Source organism: Rossellomorea sp. GQ25 (genome assembly GCF_059758515.1).
Map to the genome: position 1 here is coordinate 21,541 of NZ_JCAXEQ010000008.1, position 17,738 is coordinate 39,278.

At 39.6% G+C, this 17,738-nt stretch carries 15 protein-coding genes; 11 read left to right on the plus strand and 4 right to left on the minus strand.

Translation table 11 applies throughout. The features are described from left to right. Window positions 1–867: a mechanosensitive ion channel family protein gene (locus AC6CIB_RS20395; protein ID WP_498283810.1), complete on the minus strand. Its 867-nt coding sequence runs from the start codon at window positions 865–867 to the stop codon at window positions 1–3. Window positions 868–1,226: 359 nt separating this feature from the next. On the opposite strand from AC6CIB_RS20395, the gene AC6CIB_RS20400 reads away from it, so the two are divergent. From AC6CIB_RS20400 to AC6CIB_RS20435, 8 genes are all read left to right on the plus strand, one after another. Then, complete coding sequence (locus AC6CIB_RS20400; protein WP_113968382.1) at window positions 1,227–1,769, plus strand: peroxiredoxin; 543 nt, start codon at window positions 1,227–1,229, stop codon at window positions 1,767–1,769. A gap of 120 nt (window positions 1,770–1,889) precedes the next feature. Next, window positions 1,890–2,345 (plus strand): TlpA family protein disulfide reductase, encoded by a 456-nt coding sequence (locus tag AC6CIB_RS20405; protein ID WP_498283812.1) that lies wholly within the window; start codon window positions 1,890–1,892, stop codon window positions 2,343–2,345. A 205-nt stretch (window positions 2,346–2,550) separates the two neighbouring features. After that, a complete protein-coding gene (locus AC6CIB_RS20410; protein ID WP_498283814.1) occupies window positions 2,551–4,305 on the plus strand; it encodes an ABC transporter ATP-binding protein in 1,755 nt (584 codons plus the stop codon). Window positions 4,306–4,315: 10 nt separating this feature from the next. Continuing rightward, window positions 4,316–6,139: an ABC transporter ATP-binding protein gene (locus AC6CIB_RS20415; protein WP_498283816.1), complete on the plus strand. Its 1,824-nt coding sequence runs from the start codon at window positions 4,316–4,318 to the stop codon at window positions 6,137–6,139. Window positions 6,140–6,639: 500 nt separating this feature from the next. Further along, window positions 6,640–7,173 carry a nuclease-related domain-containing protein gene (locus tag AC6CIB_RS20420; protein ID WP_498283818.1) on the plus strand — a complete coding sequence of 178 codons (534 nt, stop codon included), beginning with the start codon at window positions 6,640–6,642 and terminating at the stop codon, window positions 7,171–7,173. A gap of 471 nt (window positions 7,174–7,644) precedes the next feature. Continuing rightward, complete coding sequence (locus tag AC6CIB_RS20425) at window positions 7,645–8,982, plus strand: cytochrome ubiquinol oxidase subunit I (RefSeq protein WP_498283820.1); 1,338 nt, start codon at window positions 7,645–7,647, stop codon at window positions 8,980–8,982. Between the two features lie 73 nt (window positions 8,983–9,055). Next, the gene (locus AC6CIB_RS20430) at window positions 9,056–10,069 is read left to right on the plus strand and encodes a cytochrome d ubiquinol oxidase subunit II (RefSeq protein ID WP_498283822.1); all 1,014 of its coding nucleotides are present in this window, start codon (window positions 9,056–9,058) and stop codon (window positions 10,067–10,069) included. A gap of 112 nt (window positions 10,070–10,181) precedes the next feature. Further along, window positions 10,182–10,838: a potassium channel family protein gene (locus AC6CIB_RS20435; RefSeq protein ID WP_113968471.1), complete on the plus strand. Its 657-nt coding sequence runs from the start codon at window positions 10,182–10,184 to the stop codon at window positions 10,836–10,838. A 51-nt stretch (window positions 10,839–10,889) separates the two neighbouring features. Here AC6CIB_RS20435 and rnjA read toward each other — a convergent pair whose 3' ends face one another. Further along, window positions 10,890–12,557 carry a ribonuclease J1 gene (rnjA, locus tag AC6CIB_RS20440; RefSeq protein ID WP_498283824.1) on the minus strand — a complete coding sequence of 556 codons (1,668 nt, stop codon included), beginning with the start codon at window positions 12,555–12,557 and terminating at the stop codon, window positions 10,890–10,892. A 3-nt stretch (window positions 12,558–12,560) separates the two neighbouring features. Further along, window positions 12,561–12,767: a DNA-dependent RNA polymerase subunit epsilon gene (locus AC6CIB_RS20445; protein ID WP_498283826.1), complete on the minus strand. Its 207-nt coding sequence runs from the start codon at window positions 12,765–12,767 to the stop codon at window positions 12,561–12,563. 966 nt (window positions 12,768–13,733) lie between these two features. On the opposite strand from AC6CIB_RS20445, the gene AC6CIB_RS20450 reads away from it, so the two are divergent. Then, the gene (locus AC6CIB_RS20450) at window positions 13,734–14,504 is read left to right on the plus strand and encodes a Cof-type HAD-IIB family hydrolase (protein WP_498283828.1); all 771 of its coding nucleotides are present in this window, start codon (window positions 13,734–13,736) and stop codon (window positions 14,502–14,504) included. Between the two features lie 49 nt (window positions 14,505–14,553). On the opposite strand, the gene def is transcribed toward AC6CIB_RS20450, so the two are convergent. After that, window positions 14,554–15,108 carry a peptide deformylase gene (gene def / locus AC6CIB_RS20455; RefSeq protein ID WP_498283830.1) on the minus strand — a complete coding sequence of 185 codons (555 nt, stop codon included), beginning with the start codon at window positions 15,106–15,108 and terminating at the stop codon, window positions 14,554–14,556. A gap of 334 nt (window positions 15,109–15,442) precedes the next feature. On the opposite strand from def, the gene AC6CIB_RS20460 reads away from it, so the two are divergent. Continuing rightward, the gene (locus tag AC6CIB_RS20460) at window positions 15,443–16,102 is read left to right on the plus strand and encodes a YkyA family protein (RefSeq protein WP_498283832.1); all 660 of its coding nucleotides are present in this window, start codon (window positions 15,443–15,445) and stop codon (window positions 16,100–16,102) included. Window positions 16,103–16,620: 518 nt separating this feature from the next. Then, the gene (gene pdhA / locus AC6CIB_RS20465) at window positions 16,621–17,736 is read left to right on the plus strand and encodes a pyruvate dehydrogenase (acetyl-transferring) E1 component subunit alpha (protein WP_498283834.1); all 1,116 of its coding nucleotides are present in this window, start codon (window positions 16,621–16,623) and stop codon (window positions 17,734–17,736) included. Window positions 17,737–17,738: the final 2 nt, after the last annotated feature.

Below are 17,738 nucleotides of genomic sequence, written 5' to 3' on the forward strand. Positions count from 1 at the left end.
TTAGCCTTCCTTCTTCTCGATATAAACCTGATGAGGGTAAGGAATTTCAATTCCATTTTGATCAAGAGCTTCTTTTAGAGCTTTACGAAGCTTCCGTTCCACTCCCCATTGCTCCATGTTTTTCGTTTTGCATAACACTCTCAGTACTACATCGGAAGCGCCAAGTGTCTGAACACCTAACACATTTGGACCATCTACAATATTTTCATCTTCTTGAGAGATCGTATCACAAACCTGCTGAAGAACTACCATCGCTTTGTCAATGTCATCGTCATATGAGATCCCGATATCAACAAGTGCTCTCATATTGCCGCGGGAATGATTGCTGACACTCGTAATTTCTCTATTTGGAACATAATGAAGAGTGCCATCGAACCCACGAATATGAGTCGTTCGTAAACCAACCTCTTCTACTATCCCTGAGAAATTTCCAGTGGAGACGTAATCTCCTACATCCACTTGCTTTTCCAATAGAATAAAGAATCCTGTCACCACATCACTTACTAATCCTTGAGCCCCAAAGCCGACGGCAAGTCCAACAATTCCTGCTCCGGCAAGAATCGCGGTCACCTGGATACCGAAGATTTGTAAAATAGTGACAAAGAAAACAAAAATCAGAATGTATCCGATTATATTTTTTGAAAGACTTTGTAATGTTTGGGCGCGACCTTCAGAAACATCATTTTTCTTTCGGTACTTATCAAAGACTCTCTCAATCACTTTATTAGCCGCACCTTTCACGATAATGAAAGCGATCCATATCGCTAATATCTGTAAGGCGCCAATTCCGATCGTCACCAACAGACCGCCCCAATTAAAATTGGAAAGTCGGTCACTTAAAGCACTAAGACCAAGTATGTAATTCAATCCAAAACATCCTTCCTTTTAAATAATGACCATTCTAGTATACACAATACACCATAGGAGATGTCAAAGAGTATATCAAAAAGCATATTGTTTTATTCCCCAGTTGAGAAGTGGTAAACTTTATGTAGATGTTTATTCAAGTAGAAAAGTGAGTAAACTTCTATATAATAGGGAAAACCAAGTAAGGGATTCAGTCATTAGATTATAATGATTTTAATATTAAATTTATTATAATTTAATATTGACTAAAAAAAACTAATCCTTTATAATGAAAATTGTGATTCAGAAAGGACAGGCTGTCACGTCTTTCCTTTCTCAGGTAAAATATTTCATTAAAAACTCATTGGAGGGATTCATTCATGGCAGAACGCATGGTAGGCAAACAAGCTCCACGCTTTGAAATGGACGCTGTATTGCCAAACAAAGAATTCGGTAAAGTGTCACTAGAAGAAAATATGAAAAACGGTAAGTGGACAGTATTGTTCTTCTACCCAATGGACTTCACTTTCGTTTGTCCAACTGAAATTACAGCAATGTCAGACCGTTACGATGAGTTCGAAGATTTAGATGCAGAAGTTATCGGTGTTTCTACAGACACTATTCATACACACTTAGCTTGGATCAACACTGACCGTAAAGAAAATGGTCTTGGTGAGTTAAGATACCCATTAGCTGCAGATACAAACCACAGCGTATCTAGCGAATACGGAGTCCTTATCGAAGATGAAGGTATTGCACTTCGCGGACTATACATCATCAACCCAGAAGGGGAACTTCAATATCAAGTAGTATTCCACAACAATATCGGCCGTGACGTTGAAGAAACTCTACGTGTTCTTCAAGCACTTCAAACTGGCGGACTTTGCCCAGCAAACTGGAAGCCAGGTCAAAAAACTTTATAATCTTTAAATGAATAAAGGCCTAACCGTTTGTTAGGCCTTTTTCTTATCATTCAGGATTAGTACAAATCCATCCAGTGAACAATAGAATACGATCGATACAAATTAAGGGAGGCTATATTAATGAAGCTTCGTGAACCGATGCCGGAATTAAACGGTGCTACAGAATGGTTAAATGGAGAAGTAACAAAGGGAGATTTGGTAGGAGAAAAGCCGACACTTATTCACTTCTGGTCCATCTCATGTCACCTTTGTAAAGAAGCCATGCCACAGGTAAATGAATTTCGTGATCAATACAGCGATAAACTGAATGTAACGGCTGTCCATATGCCACGCTCCGAGGATGATCTGAACCTGGACGAAATAAAGAAGGTAGCAGCTGAGCACGATATCACTCAGCCAATCTTCGTAGACAGTGAGCATAAACTGACAGATGCATTCGAAAATCAATATGTCCCAGCTTACTATGTATTTGATAAAGACGGTAATCTTCGTCACTTCCAAGCTGGCGGAAGCGGAATGAAAATGCTTGAAAAGCGCGTCAATCGTGTGCTGGATGAAATGGAAAAAAGCGAATAAGTTCAAACGAAATATGTGGGAATAGATCGGTCAAAAGACCGATCTATTTTTTTGGATTCATTTTTACAATTAATATGAATAATAAGACTAGAAGGATAATTCATAAAAAAGTAAAAATTTCTAAAAAAGGGTAGATAAATATTTCGAAAGCCGATATATTTATTAATACGTTCTTTTTTTATGTAACGTTGAAGGGGGAGAAATTATGGATGTATTTAAAAAATTGAAAGCCTTTTATTGGCCTTATAAAAGGCATTTTATCATTTCAATGATCTTTTTGATTTTTGTTACTGGAATTACTGTAGTCTATCCAATTATCCTGCAAATCACGATTGATGATGTGATTCTGCAAGGGAACTACCAGTGGATTCCATACTTAGCATTCGGGTTTATCGGCATTATGATAGTGAAAGGTGTTGCCACATTTATTCAACAATACCATGGAGATCTATTCGGTATAACCTCCGTTTACCGACTGAGAAACGAACTGTATGAAAAGCTTCAGTTCCTTCCGTTCAGTTACTACGATAATGCCAAAACAGGGGATTTAATGTCCCGGCTGACGGCAGATGTAGAAGCATTCCGTTTCTTCTTATCATTTGGTTTTTCCGAATTGCTTCGCTTTTTCCTTTTAGTTACGGTAAGCTTTGGGGTTATGTTCTACTATTCACCTCAACTGACATTTGTTACCCTCGTTTCCTTACCATTTCTCGCAATTGCCGTATACAAATTTGATAAAGCGGTTCACCCGGCTTTCAGGGGCATCAGAAAGTCATTCGGAAAGCTGAACACCAATGTACAAGAAAATATTTCAGGAATCAATACAGTAAAATCCTTATCGCGAGAAGATCATCAAATTAACAAATTCAACCAATCAAATGGTGATTATAAAGATAAATACCTTTTCACATCAGACATCTGGGCAAAGTACTTTCCTTTAATGGAGTTCTTGGGAAATGTAAGTGTGGTGACACTCCTTGCATACGGTGGTTATCTGGTGATGAATGGAAACCTTCAGCCAGGAGAGCTTGTCGCGTTTTACAGTTTAGTGTGGTACATTATCTGGCCGATCATGAATCTTGGATTTACGATTAACCTGTTTTCCCAATCGAAAGCATCAGGGGAACGTTTACTCGAAATTCTTGAAGTGGACGAAGAGATAAAAGATCATCAAGATGTTCTTCACGTCAATCGGATGAAGGGTGAAGTAGAGTTTAAGCACGTGTCCCTAAATTACACCGTTCATGATGAATCAGCCCTCGAGGATATTACCTTTAAGGCTGAAACCGGAAAAGTCATCGGTCTGATCGGAGGTACCGGCTCGGGTAAAACAAGTATCACACAACTCATTACTCGTTTCTATGAACCAGAAGAGGGAGAAATTCTCATTGATGGCCGGGATCTGAAAGATTACTCTTTAAAATCCCTGCGGAAAAATATTGGATTCGTCCTTCAGGAGTCTTTCCTATTCTCCTCAACCATCAAAGCCAATATTTCGTATGGGCGACCCGAAGCAACCATGGATGAAATCATGGAAGCAGCCAAACGGGCACAAGCTCATGATTTCATTTCAGAATTGCCTGATGGATACGATACAAGGCTCGGAGAAAGAGGGTTAGGTCTTTCCGGTGGCCAAAAACAGCGTATTGCCATAGCCCGTGCTATCTGTACAGATCCTTCGATTCTGATTCTTGATGACGCAACAAGCGCCGTAGACATGGAAACCGAATTCAGAATTCAAAAAGCGCTGAAAGAAGTCATGTCCGATCGAACGACCTTTATCATTGCACACCGAATTTCATCCCTTAAGCATGCAGACGAAATCCTCGTACTGGAAAACGGGAGAGTCGTCGAGAGGGGAGTTCATGAATTCTTACTGAAAAATAACGGCCCATATCAACGAATCTATGACATCCAATACAAGGACCAGAAAAAAATATTACAAACTCAGGAAGGGTAGGTGAGGGAATTTGAGTCAGAAAAACAAAGTGAATAAAAGTGTACTTAGCAGATTCCATTACTCTACAGATCAAGTGATCGATAAGCCATTTAACTGGGAGCAACTCTACCGGTTATTAACGTATTTAAAGCCTTATTCTAAAAAACTCCTGCCCTTATCCATCATTACCGTTCTGATCACAACAGCAGTAAGGTTGATCGTACCAATTCTGATTGGGGTATACACTTTAGACAAGGCAATCAGGCAGAAGGATTCCAATTTACTTTTTACATTAGTGGGAATTATTGCAGGACTCTATGTATTGAACTATGTTGCAAATGTACTCAGAATCAGGTGGATGAATCAGCTGGGGCAAGGGGTCATATATGATTTAAGAAAGCATTTATTCAGCCATGTTCAATGGCTATCCCATCGCTTCTTTGATCAAAGATCAGCCGGTTCCATCCTGGTTCGAATCATGAATGACATTAACTCCCTTCAAGAGCTCTTCACAAACGGAGTTATTAATCTATTAATGGATATCATTCTACTCATTGGAATCATCGTCATTCTCTTTACGTTAAGCCCAGAGTTAACACTTGCCGTCATGGTCATTCTGCCAATCATGTTCTTTATCTCAACAAGCTTACGAAAAAACATCCGCAGATCCTGGCAAATGGTGCGTCTCAAGCAATCGAAACTGAACTCCCACCTGAATGAAAGCATCCAGGGGATCCGGGTTACTCAATCATTCACTCAAGAAAAAGAAAATATGGCCTTTTTTGACGGGGTAAACAACGAGAACTTCGATAGCTGGAGAACAGCCACAAAGAAAAATGCCATGTTCCGCCCGCTGGTAGAACTGACAAACGCCATCGGGACAGCGGTCCTCATATGGTACGGTGCTCATCTCATCCAAGGCGGCTCACTGGAACTGGGAGAATTTGTTTCATTCGCCTTCTACCTGGGGATGTTCTGGGAGCCCATTTCAAGGCTCGGTCAAGTTTATAATCAACTACTGATCGGAATGGCTTCATCAGAGCGTATCTTCGAATTCCTCGATGAACAACCGATTGTAAATGAAAAAACGAATGCCGTGAACCTGACTGACATCAAAGGAAGAATTCAGTTTGAGAATGTAGAATTTTCCTACGATGACAAACGGAAAGCACTCCAAAACATCAACCTTGAAATGAAAGCAGGCCAAACTGTTGCCTTAGTCGGTCATACCGGATCTGGTAAAACCACGATCGCCAACCTGATCAGCCGTTTTTACGATCCAACGAACGGTGTAGTGAAAATTGATGGGGTAAACCTGAGGGATGCATCGGTTTCAAGCTTACGAAGCCAAATCAGCATCGTCCTTCAGGATACCTTCATCTTCTCGGGAACGATCATGGATAACATCCGATTTGGACGTCCTGATGCAACGGACGAAGAGGTTAAGAAAGCCGCCGAAGCAATAGGAGCGAACGAATTCATCGAAAAACTCTCAAATGGATACGAAACCGAAGTAGAAGAACGAGGCAACGTATTATCCGTTGGTGAAAGACAATTACTGTCATTCGCTCGAGCACTCTTGGCGAACCCGAGAATCATTATATTGGATGAAGCGACAGCATCCATCGATACAGAAACAGAAGTCAAAATCCAAAACGCATTGAATAAACTACTGAACGGCCGGACCGCGATCATCATCGCCCACCGCCTATCTACGATCCGTGAATCGGACAATATCTTTGTTCTGGAAAATGGAAGAATCAAAGAATCCGGTAACCACGATGAGCTGATGGAGCAACAGGGTGATTATTATGAGCTGGTTAAATCACAGTTCAGGATGTTGGATGCGATGTGAGTCTGGAGGAGCCCTGCACTGGTGTGCGGGTTTTTTTGTTTTGGTTATGGAAGGGGAGTGGTGGTGGGGATGTTGCGGAATTTGTCGGAATTTGCAGAACGGTCGGTATCGTGAAAATAAGGTTGATATAATGAAAAAACAGTTGATAAATTCAAATTTCGGTTGAATAAAACAGAATAACGGTTGATAAATCTCTATAACGGTCGATAAAAAATCATTACTAAAATTATTCCAAAAATAAAGGGAATTCTTGTTTGAAAGTAGAATACTATTATTACCAAATTTGAAAGGAATGATAATTTGATCATTAAAGTAAGAGAAATCCCCCTAATTATCCTCTATTTTGAAGCCTTGTTAAGGAGGCTACCCCGAGAATCCAGCCTAAGGTCTAAGATTAAAGAAAACTTGCTTAAAGCTTGGGCAGGTTACCATGGAGAGTGTAAAGTAGACCGACAATTGAGTACAATCGATAATCAACATATGCTCGTCCTTAACGATCTATGTGTACCAATGGGGAGAGTTTCATTCAAATTGATACTCTAATTCTCACTAGAAATTTTATATTGATTTTAGAAATAAAAAATATAGCGGGATCCCTGGAATTCCGAACTGAATTTGAACAATTTTCCCGGACTCTTAATGGAGAAATAACAGGCTTTCCCAATCCTATCTCTCAAGCGAATAGATATAAGATTCACCTCACACAATGGCCCCAAAAGAAAAGACTTCCTATTATCCCAATTGAATTTTTAGTTGTATTCACAAACTCTTCTTCTTTAATATCTACCTCTAATCAATTTATGAAGACTATAGATAGGGCTATTAGAATTGAGAATCTCGTAGCAAAATTTCTTACTATTCAACATAAATACTCAAATTCAAATTCAATTCTTGAAGTGAAGAACTTAAAAAGATTGCCAACTTCCTTAGGAAAGAGCATGCTCCATATTCTAAATTTAACCAACAGCATGAAGGAATCATACGCGGTGTTGGGTGTACCCGTTGCGAGAGATTCAATATGGTACGTAACATGAGGTCTTGGTAATGTCCTGATTGTGGAGAATTTGACCGTAATGCTCACCAACAGGCAATACCTACTCCTTGTAAGGGCCGACTATTACCAACAAACAAGCAAGAGAGTTCTTAGGTGTTGAATCCTCCAGAGTGGCCTATCATCTCCTGAATAACATGAACCTTACTTCACAAGGAAAAGGAAAAGGTCGAATCTACTCTCTCCCAAAAAACTTTACCCATCAGTAATTTATAGTCAAAATTAGAACCGATACCCACCTTGAAAAACAAACCCCCTCCCCCCAAGCAACATCATTGCCAACCAACCTAAAAACCTCTAAAATAAAAGCAAATAAATGTTTGTGAAAAACGTCACAAAATATTCATGTTCAACATATCACAAACTCATTTTCAGGTTTATAATGAACCATAAGTGATAAACAGTAGAAAAGAGCTGTTTACGATAGTAAGTAGATCAGTAGGGGGAGTATAGAATGGTTTTAGATGGTGTGATTTTGAGCAGAATGCTCACGTCGACAACCCTTGCATTCCATATTATTTTTGCAACGATTGGGGTAGGGGTGCCGATTATGATTTCCATTGCGGAGTTTATGGGAATCAAACGAAATGATCCTCATTATCTTTTGCTTGCCAGAAGATGGGCAAGAGGTTTTACGATTACAGTTGCGGTGGGAGTTGTAACAGGTACAGCCATAGGGTTGCAACTGTCTTTATTGTGGCCTTCATTTATGCAGGTGGCCGGACAGGTGATTGCACTGCCATTATTTATGGAAACTTTTGCGTTTTTCTTTGAGGCTATCTTTTTAGGAATCTATCTTTATACTTGGGACCGTTTTAAAAATAAGTGGATTCACTGGCTGTTGACGATTCCGGTTATGATTGGTTCTTCGGCTTCAGCGTTGTTTATTACAACGGTGAATGCGTTTATGAACACTCCTCAAGGTTTTGAATTAGAGAATGGGAAGGCGATAAATATCGACCCGATTGCTGCGATGTTGAATCCGGCAACGCCTACGAAAGTGTTTCACGTATTGACGACTGCCTATTTAACGTCGGCTTTAGTGTTGGCGGCGATAACGGCATTCGCGATACTTCGTAAAAAAGGCGGGGAATATCATAAGAAAGCCCTGCGTTTAACGATGGTTTCTGCTTTGATTTTCGCTTTTGCCACTGCTCTGGCAGGGGACTTATCAGCTAAATTTCTTGCCGAGTATCAGCCTGAGAAGCTCGCTGCAGCGGAGTGGCACTTTGAAACGGAAGAGAATGCTGACTTGATTGTATTCGGTACGCTGGATGAAAATAATGAGGTCCATAATGAGATCCGCTTACCTGGATTCTTAAGTTTTCTGGCCGGGAGTTCTTTTGAGACAGAGGTTATTGGTTTGAACGAATTTCCTGAAGATGAGCGGCCGCCTTTATGGGTGCACTATTTGTTCGACCTGATGGTATCAATTGGGTTTTACAGTATCTTTATTTCAGCGGTATTTATTTTGTTCTGGAAATGGAAGAAGCGAAATGAGTGGAATAAACCGTTGCTTTGGGGAATTGTAGCGAGTGGACCACTGGCGATGCTGGCGATTGAATTTGGTTGGATTTATGCCGAAGTGGGCCGTCAGCCATGGATAATGAGAGGGTATATGAAAGTGGCGGATGCAGCAACGAAAGCCGATGGAGTAGGCTTGACGTTTGCATTGTTTGTTGGACTCTATATCCTCCTGGGTGTGCTATGCGTGACTGTACTGATTAAAATGTTTAAAAATAAGCCTGCTGAGGCTGAATTAGAACAACGTTTTCCTAAGAAAGCGAGTTAAGTAGAAATAAAGGTGCTCCTTCTTTTAAGGTTGTTGAGAAGAAGGAGCTTGAAGCTTTAAGGGAGGAATGGGTATGAGTTTGGAAGTGGTGGGGATTACCGTATTGTGGATTTTCCTTTATGGTTACCTGATAGTAGCTTCGATTGATTTTGGAGCCGGCTTCTTCGCCTTTTATGGGAGAATGAAAGGCAAGGAGCATACATTGAACGTGTTGATTAGCAGATACCTTTCTCCGGTATGGGAAGTAACCAACGTCTTTTTTGTCTTCTTCTTTGTGGGTCTTGTCGGATTCTTTCCTGACGCAGCCTATTATTATGGAACAGCATTATTACTTCCGGGAAGTATCGCCATCATATTACTAGCCATAAGGGGAAGTTTCTATGCTTTCGGAAATTACGGGTCAAAGGATAATATCGTGTATCTGTTTTTATATGGGGCGACCGGGTTATTAATTCCTGCTTCCTTATCCACGGCTTTAACGATTTCCGAAGGTGGATTTCTGGAAGAACAGGGAGATAAGGTTATCTTCCTCGCAAAGGAGCTTTTTACCAGCCCTTATTCATGGAGTGTAGTGGTCCTCTCCATTGTGTCAGTGTTATTTATAAGTGCGACATTTCTAACCTATTATGCAAATCGAGCAGGAGATATGGATTCCAGGGAGGAATTAAGAACGTTTTCCCTGTTTTGGAGTCCACCTACGATTCTCGCAAGTTTATTAGTATTTGTATCGTTGAGAGAGCATAATGCAGAGCATTTTGAGAAGGCGATTGATATTTGGTGGATGTTTGGATTGTCACTCCTTTGCTTCTTTGGTGCATCGCTAATGATATACATGCGTAAGAATTTTGGAACAGCATTTATATTGGTTATGCTGCAATTCTTCTTTGCCTTTTTTGGCTATGGTGCATCGCATTTACCTTATATTCTTAAACCGTTTATTACGATCGAAACAAGTGTGACGAATCCAACGATGGGAATGGCCCTGGTCATCGTCTTCATAGCAGGGTTGCTATTATTGATTCCATCTCTATATCTATTAATGAGGCTGTTTTTATTTGATGCTGATTATGTGAAAGGCAAGAAGTGATCGATCTACAAACCTCATCTAAATTTAATACAGAGGACTACAGGGAGAAATTTCATTTTCTCCTTTTTTTTATGCTAAAATATATGTTATAGAGAGTGCGGGGGGATGTATGGTGAAAAAAGAGTTTGTGGTTGTTGGTTTAGGACGATTTGGAGGCAGTATTGTCCGTTCATTATCAGATCAAGGCATGGAGGTTATGGCGATTGATCAGGATGAAGATAAAGTAAATGAATTCTCTTCCATTGCTTCTCATGCGGTAGTGGCAGATGCAACGGATGAATCCGTCTTAAAAAGCCTGGGAATCAGAAATTTTGATCACGTCATTGTGGCTATTGGAGACGATATCCAATCCAGTATCTTAACCACTTTGATGATGAAAGAAATCGGTGTGAAAAAAATTACCGTTAAAGCTCAAAATGATTATCATGAAAAAGTTTTGCGGAAAATAGGTGCAAACCAAGTCGTTCATCCAGAACGCGATATGGGAAGAAGGATTGCTCATAATATCGTTTCGAATAATGTATTGGATTACTTGGAACTGTCGGATGAACACTCCATCGTAGAGATTGTGGCGAATGAACATCTGAGTGGGAATTCATTAATTGACCTGGATATCCGTGCTCAATTCGGAATCAATATCGTGGCGATTAAGAGACAAAAGGATATTATTGTGTCTCCCCAAGCAGATGAACAAATTCGTGAAGGTGATATCCTGATTGTAATCGGTGCAGATACGGATATTAATCGTTTTGAAAAGAAGGTTTTATAATAATAAAGAAGAGGCTGACCTTTATATCGGGTCAGCCTCTTCTTTGATTGATCAGACTTCCATAATGATTGGTAAAATCATAGGACGTCGTTTTGTTTTTTCATATAAGAATGGAGCCAGTGTATCTGTGATTTCATTCTTAATTTCTGACCATTGAGAAGTTCTTCTCTCAAGAACTTTGTTCAGATGTTTAGAAATAAGCGTTTGTGCTTCATTGATAAGGTCACCTGATTCACGCATGTACACAAATCCTCTTGAAATCAGGTCCGGGCCAGAAGCAATCTTGAAATCTTTCATGTCGATGCTTACAACGACGATGACTAAACCTTCTTCTGAAAGGATACGGCGATCGCGAAGTACGATATTACCGATATCACCTATACCGCTTCCGTCGATATAGACGTTTCCTGAAGGGATTTTACCAGCTACTTGTGCGGAGTCATTGCTTAATGCAAGTACCTCACCATTGTCCATAATGAAACAGTTTTCAGGTTGTACTCCACAATCTACACCAAGCTGAGCGTGCATTTTCTGCATGCGGAATTCTCCATGTATCGGCATAAAGAAGGTTGGATTCATCAGACGGAGCATTAACTTCATTTCTTGTTGTCCACCATGACCAGATGTATGGATATCACTTAATGGTCCATGAATGACTTCTGCTCCAGCACGATATAATAGGTTGATTGTGCGGTTTACACTGATCGTATTTCCAGGAATCGGTGAAGAAGAGAATACTACGGTATCACCAGGCTGGATCTGAATCTGACGGTGAGTACCGTTTGCGATTCTTGATAATGCAGCCATTGGTTCACCTTGAGAACCTGTACATAATATCGCTACTTCATTCGCAGGTAAACGATTAATTTGGTTATGTTCAATGAACGTATCTTTAGGTGCGCTAATATACCCTAATTCTTGACCGATTGTAATGGCCGCTTCCATGCTTCTTCCGAAAACAGCGACTTTTCTATTATGAAAAACAGCTGCTTCAACCACTTGTTGAAGACGGTGAATATTAGAAGCAAAAGTAGCGAATATAACACGACCGTCCACTTTGCGGAAAATGTCATTGATGCTTTCTCCGACTTTGCGTTCCGACATTGTGAAGTTTGGAACCTCAGCATTTGTACTGTCAGATAGAAGACAAAGAACGCCTTCTTTTCCGATTTCAGCCATTTTGGTTAAGTTCGCGGGCTCACCAACCGGCGTGAAATCAAATTTAAAGTCACCTGTGTGTACCACATTACCAGGTGGTGTTTTTACCACAATACCGTATGAATCGGGAATACTGTGAGTCGTTCTGAAGAAGGTTACGGACGTCTTACGAAATTTAATGATGTCATCTTCTTGGATGACATTGAGTTTCGCATTTCTTAATAGACCGTGCTCTTCAAGCTTGTTTTTAATAAGTCCCAGTGCGAGCTTCCCGCCGTATATCGGGATGTTTAATTCGCGCAGTAGATAGGGGATTCCACCAATATGGTCTTCGTGTCCGTGTGTCACGAAAAGGCCTTTGATTTTATCCGCATTCTTCACCAGATACGTATAGTCTGGGATTACGTAATCGATACCGAGCAGTTCGTCTTCAGGGAACTTGATTCCTGCATCGATAAGGATGATTTCGTCTTGGAATTGTACGCCGTATGTGTTTTTACCGATTTCACCTAAACCACCAAGGGCAAATACTGCGGTTTGGTCATTCTTGACAAATTTCATTAATTATTGCTCCAACTCGAAAGAATGATGGTTTTCTTCATACTCTAAAAAAGCGCCCTCTAGCTTTTGTACGAATTCAATGTTATACGGTTTGTCTTTTAATTTCAGGCGTACTTCACGTTCTGAATCTGCTTGCATGTAAAGAGATTGAGTGCATTCGCGAACAGGCACTTCTGCTTTACTTTCTTGATAAAATACTTTAAAAATCATGTCTTTTCTCTCTCCTTATCCGTTTTCAAAAAATCTAACTTTCATCTATGATAAAAAAGTTATCAACTAACATAACATAAGCGGCGTCTGGGCACTTACAGGCATAAAACCAGTCTCCGGTTGAGGGATATGGGTATTATGACGAATAGGGCTTGACGCTGGAGCTGGACATTAGAGGGCTAGCTTCCCTGCTAATAGGTATAGATATACCATTGTGGTCTGAACAGTTACTATGTTCATATATGGCTCATTTACGCCCTGTGGTAAAAAAACGATTGATCCATGAATCATTTCCTTAACACAGGGCGACCTTTCGATATGAATGAAAGGCGAGTCAAATCTATCTTTCACGAGAATTCACCATAGCCAACGGTCCTCACTCTAACTCTTTGAAATTAACCTATCATTTAAATAGGGATGAATCATCTTGTTTATGTATGCTATAAATTATAAAGGATTCTTTCGTGTAAATAAAGTTTTTGCGAGAATCCTTCATTAAAACATTACAAAAATAGAGAAGAGGGACTGAACCAATGGAGACGAAAAAGCTCACTAGTGGCATCAGTCCCTTATTAATTGTGTAAACGTATGACAGTATAGCCGAATTACATGTATTTTAGTAGTGTGACTGCTTAAGTTCGTTCGGCAGCAGCATGAAATACTATGCAATCGTTTTTTTTCTAAGCAATTCTTTCCACTGTTTTAAAAGCTTCTTTCTGAGCTTTTTTAACATGGTGGATCACTCCTTATCAATAGTTTACCGAGATTTTCCTTTGAAGTAAAGGAAAGATAATACCGAAGTCTCTGTTGTCTTACTTATATTGTACGGAATTTATGGCATCTCTTACATGGTTAAGTTTGGAAATAGGAGTGTCTACGCTCATTCATTGACATTTATGCCGTAAAGGATTACTTTAAACAACGGGTAAAACAGATGATCGATTACGTATGAAAAGGAGATCAGATATGTCAAAAATAGTTTTCTTCGACATAGATGGCACACTGCTTGACCACGATAAGAAGCTGCCTCAAGCAACTAAAGAAGCCATCCAAACATTACAATCCAACGGTACTTATGTAGCAATTGCAACTGGCAGGGCTCCATTCATGTATGAGAGCCTGAGGGAAGAATTAGGAGTCGAGTCCTTTGTTTCCTTTAATGGGCAGTATGTGGTTTTTGAAAATGAGGTAATCTACACAAACCCATTAAAAATCGAGACGTTGGAAGAGTTGCTGGAGGATGCTAATACAAAGGAGCATCCGGTGGTTCACTTAAATCATCAAACGATGAAGTCAAACCAAAAACACCATAAATATATAGAAGACAGTATGGGAAGTTTAAAGTTTCCACATCCCGATTATGCCCCGGAATTTTATAAGGATAGAGATATTTATCAATCCTTGTTATTTTGTACAAAGGACGATGAGAGCTTTTACAGGGAGAAATACAATGCCTTCACGTTCATTCGCTGGCATCAATTTTCCATGGATATCCTGCCAAAAGGTGGATCGAAAGCAGAAGGCATCAAAAAGATGATCGCGAAGCTCGGTTTTAAAATGGAAGATGTATATGCGTTTGGAGACGGATTAAATGATATTGAAATGATTCAATCCGTTGGTACCGGTGTTGCCATGGGGAATGCTGTGCAAGAAGTACAAAAACATGCAGATTTGATCACGAAACACGTCGATGACGATGGAATATATCATGGTTTGAAGGAACTTGAATTAATATAATGAATAACAAAAAAGACTTCTTCTGACAATGGGAAGAAGTCTTTTTATATTATCTTTCAATGGCAATCGCATCCGGAATCGGATCGAATGGGTTATTCGGGTTGATATGCTCGTAGAACATGATCCCATTCAAATGATCGATTTCGTGTTGGAACACGATGGATAGCAGTCCCTTTAAACGCAGCTTCACTTCGTTTCCATCCACATCCCAGCCTTTTACCGTCACTCTGGCATAACGGGGAACAAATCCGGGGACATTTCTGTCTACTGACAAGCATCCTTCACCCGATGTTAAATAAGCTTTCTCGATTGAGTGACTGATAATCTTCGGGTTGAATAAAGCATAGCTGTATAGTTTTCCTTGATTATCTGTCACATTGACAGCCAACATCCGCTTAGAAATATTGATTTGAGGTGCAGCAAGACCAATCCCTGGTCTAAGCCCATACTTATTTGCTGTTTCAGGATTTTGGCTGTTTACTACATACTCTAACAAGCTTCTTAATGTTTCCTGATCCTCTTTTGAGGGCGGGATAGCCACTTCCTTTGCCACCATTGTTAATGTAGGGTGTCCCTCACGGATGATGTCATTCATTGTAATCATTGATTTTCCTCCTCAGGTACGGTAGAGATATGAATGAAAAGGCGTAACTTGTCTTTACAGAACACTTACAGACAGGGCCGGATGATCAATCACTTCTCTACTTTATTCATTAAAATTATCTATTATGTATGATAATAGTCTATCATTTTACTCCGGAAAAGTTAATGAATGAGATTTATTATAAGGTGGAATACTCACCGGGTAAATGACATATTCATTTTAATAGGAAGAATAGTCTAATCGACATTTTTTTCCACAGTTGTAAATCCCTATTGTCAAATGTTGTAGACATAGATATAGTAGAAGGTGGTAAATAGTTAAGGGGGATCTAGTTGTGTCGAAATTTCGTTTTACTTTCATTTTAGGAGCCGCTATCTTTGTACTAATGGGCTGTGTCGGTGGTTCTACACCCGAAGAGAATATGTATAATGTTCTTGAAGAAACAGTATCTAAAGAAGGTCAATATGTTGAAGTTCAAAAACCTCTTCAAGAATTAGAAGAAAAAGAAAAAGAGATTTATACTAAGATTATGGATCTTGGGATGAAAGAGTTTGACCAAATTGTAAAGCTTTCCGATGAAGCACTGGACAATATCAAAAAAAGAAAAGAATACATCGATAAAGAACGTGCGTCCATGAGTGAAGCCGAGGAAGAGTTTGCGAAAGCAGACGAATATGTTGATAAGTTTGAAAGCCAGGATCTTAAAAAGGAAGCAAAAAAGCTGAAAAAAACGATGGAAGAACGTTATCAGCTTCATGAAAAGCTAACATCTTCTTATCTGGATGTGCTGTCTCTGGATAAAGAACTTTATAATATGTTCAAAAACAAAGAACTAACAATGGAACAGCTTGAGAAACAAATCTCCTCTATTAATGAACAATATGAAAAAATAGTGAAGTTTAATGAGGATTATAATAAAAAGACAGAAGAATTCAATAACCTGAAACAAAAATTTTATTCGAGCGCCGGTCTTGATGTAGAAGAATCAGAATAAAGAAGGATAAAAAGTGATAGACGAGGAAAACTTCCTCGTCTATCACTTTTTTGTCTTTGTACGCTAAAATAATTTTCCGAATTCCTTTTGGGTCACAAGATAGTCGTGGGATATAGGGGATTAGTGGCATCCTTACTCTATAACAGATGAAGTTGTTTCAGGTGTTTATATATAACAGTGTTTGAATGGGTATTGATACAGTTTTGAATAGAATTGGTAGAAAAAAATTTCGGGGTCAATTAAAAACAAGAATTTATAATACTTTGTCGTTGACTTCCTGAATTTCTATATTGTAAACTAGTAAAGGTATTCATGGATTGTATTAGTCAATGTGAAATGCTGACTGATACAGATGAGCTCGAATGTAATTTCGGGTTTTCTTTCTTGGTATTTGTGGAAAACTAGTAATAGTGTGTGTATCCGCAAGTATTGTAGTAGGTCATACTGAATTTGGGTAATCTAAACTTTGTATGTAAAAAAACCAAAATAAATGTATAAAGAAAGGATAGGTGACTTCGATGGCTTCTAAATCAAAGAAGGCACAATTCGATGCAGTTAAGACGCTCGAACAAATTGAAGACAAGTTTGAAATGTTCCAAATTTTGAACGAAGAAGGCGAAGTAGTAAACGAAGACGCAATGCCGGAGATCTCTGATGAGGATCTGCAGGAATTAATGCGTCGTATGGTTTATACTCGTATTCTTGATCAAAGATCAATCTCCCTGAACCGTCAAGGACGTTTAGGTTTCTATGCACCAACAGCTGGACAGGAGGCATCACAAATTGCTTCTCACTTTGCTTTAGAGAAGGAAGATTGGATCCTGCCTGGATATCGTGATGTTCCACAAATCATTTGGCACGGTCTTCCGTTAGCTCAAGCATTCTTATTCTCACGTGGACACTTTAAAGGAAATCAGCCTCCAGAAGGAGTGAATGTATTATCACCTCAGATCATCATCGGTGCTCAATACATCCAAACTGCCGGGGTGGCATTAGGTCTTAAGAAACGTGGTAAGAAAGCTGTTGCCGTTACATATACAGGTGACGGTGGATCTTCACAAGGTGACTTCTACGAAGGAATTAACTTTGCAGGTGCGTACGCAGCTCCAGCGATTTTCGTTGTTCAAAACAACCAGTTCGCAATCTCAACACCACGTGATAAGCAAACAGCTGGCCGTACAATTGCTCAAAAAGCAGTTGCAGCTGGTATCCCTGGTATATTAGTGGATGGAATGGATCCATTAGCCGTGTATTCAGCTACATTAGAGGCTCGTAATCGTGCTGTAAATGGTGAAGGTCCTTCATTAATCGAAACACTTTGCTACCGTTATGGACCACATACAATGGCTGGTGATGATCCAACTCGCTACCGTACTTCAGAAATGGATACTGACTGGGAAAAGAAAGATCCATTGGTGCGTTTCCGTAAATTCCTAGAAGGTAAAGGATTATGGAGTGAAGAGAAAGAAAACGAAGTGATCGAAGAAGCGAAAGAAGATATCAAACAAGCTATTAAAGAAGCAGATGGAACTCCTAAACAAAAAGTTACTGATTTCATTAACAATATGTATGAAGAGCTTCCTTACAACTTGAAAGAACAATTAGAAATCTACAAAGAAAAGGAGTCGAAATAAGC

Bases quoted from the DNA above. Each gene is read 5' to 3' on its own strand.
- AC6CIB_RS20400 (WP_113968382.1), top strand. From the start codon at position 1,227: ATGGCAGAACGCATGGTAGGCAAACAAGCTCCACGCTTTGAAATGGAC.
- AC6CIB_RS20405 (WP_498283812.1), top strand. From the start codon at position 1,890: ATGAAGCTTCGTGAACCGATGCCGGAATTAAACGGTGCTACAGAATGG.
- AC6CIB_RS20410 (WP_498283814.1), top strand. From the start codon at position 2,551: ATGGATGTATTTAAAAAATTGAAAGCCTTTTATTGGCCTTATAAAAGG.
- AC6CIB_RS20420 (WP_498283818.1), top strand. From the start codon at position 6,640: ATGTGTACCAATGGGGAGAGTTTCATTCAAATTGATACTCTAATTCTC.
- AC6CIB_RS20425 (WP_498283820.1), top strand. From the start codon at position 7,645: ATGGTTTTAGATGGTGTGATTTTGAGCAGAATGCTCACGTCGACAACC.
- AC6CIB_RS20430 (WP_498283822.1), top strand. From the start codon at position 9,056: ATGAGTTTGGAAGTGGTGGGGATTACCGTATTGTGGATTTTCCTTTAT.
- rnjA (WP_498283824.1), bottom strand. From the start codon at position 12,557: ATGAAATTTGTCAAGAATGACCAAACCGCAGTATTTGCCCTTGGTGGT.
- AC6CIB_RS20445 (WP_498283826.1), bottom strand. From the start codon at position 12,767: ATGATTTTTAAAGTATTTTATCAAGAAAGTAAAGCAGAAGTGCCTGTT.
- AC6CIB_RS20450 (WP_498283828.1), top strand. From the start codon at position 13,734: ATGTCAAAAATAGTTTTCTTCGACATAGATGGCACACTGCTTGACCAC.
- def (WP_498283830.1), bottom strand. From the start codon at position 15,108: ATGATTACAATGAATGACATCATCCGTGAGGGACACCCTACATTAACA.
- pdhA (WP_498283834.1), top strand. From the start codon at position 16,621: ATGGCTTCTAAATCAAAGAAGGCACAATTCGATGCAGTTAAGACGCTC.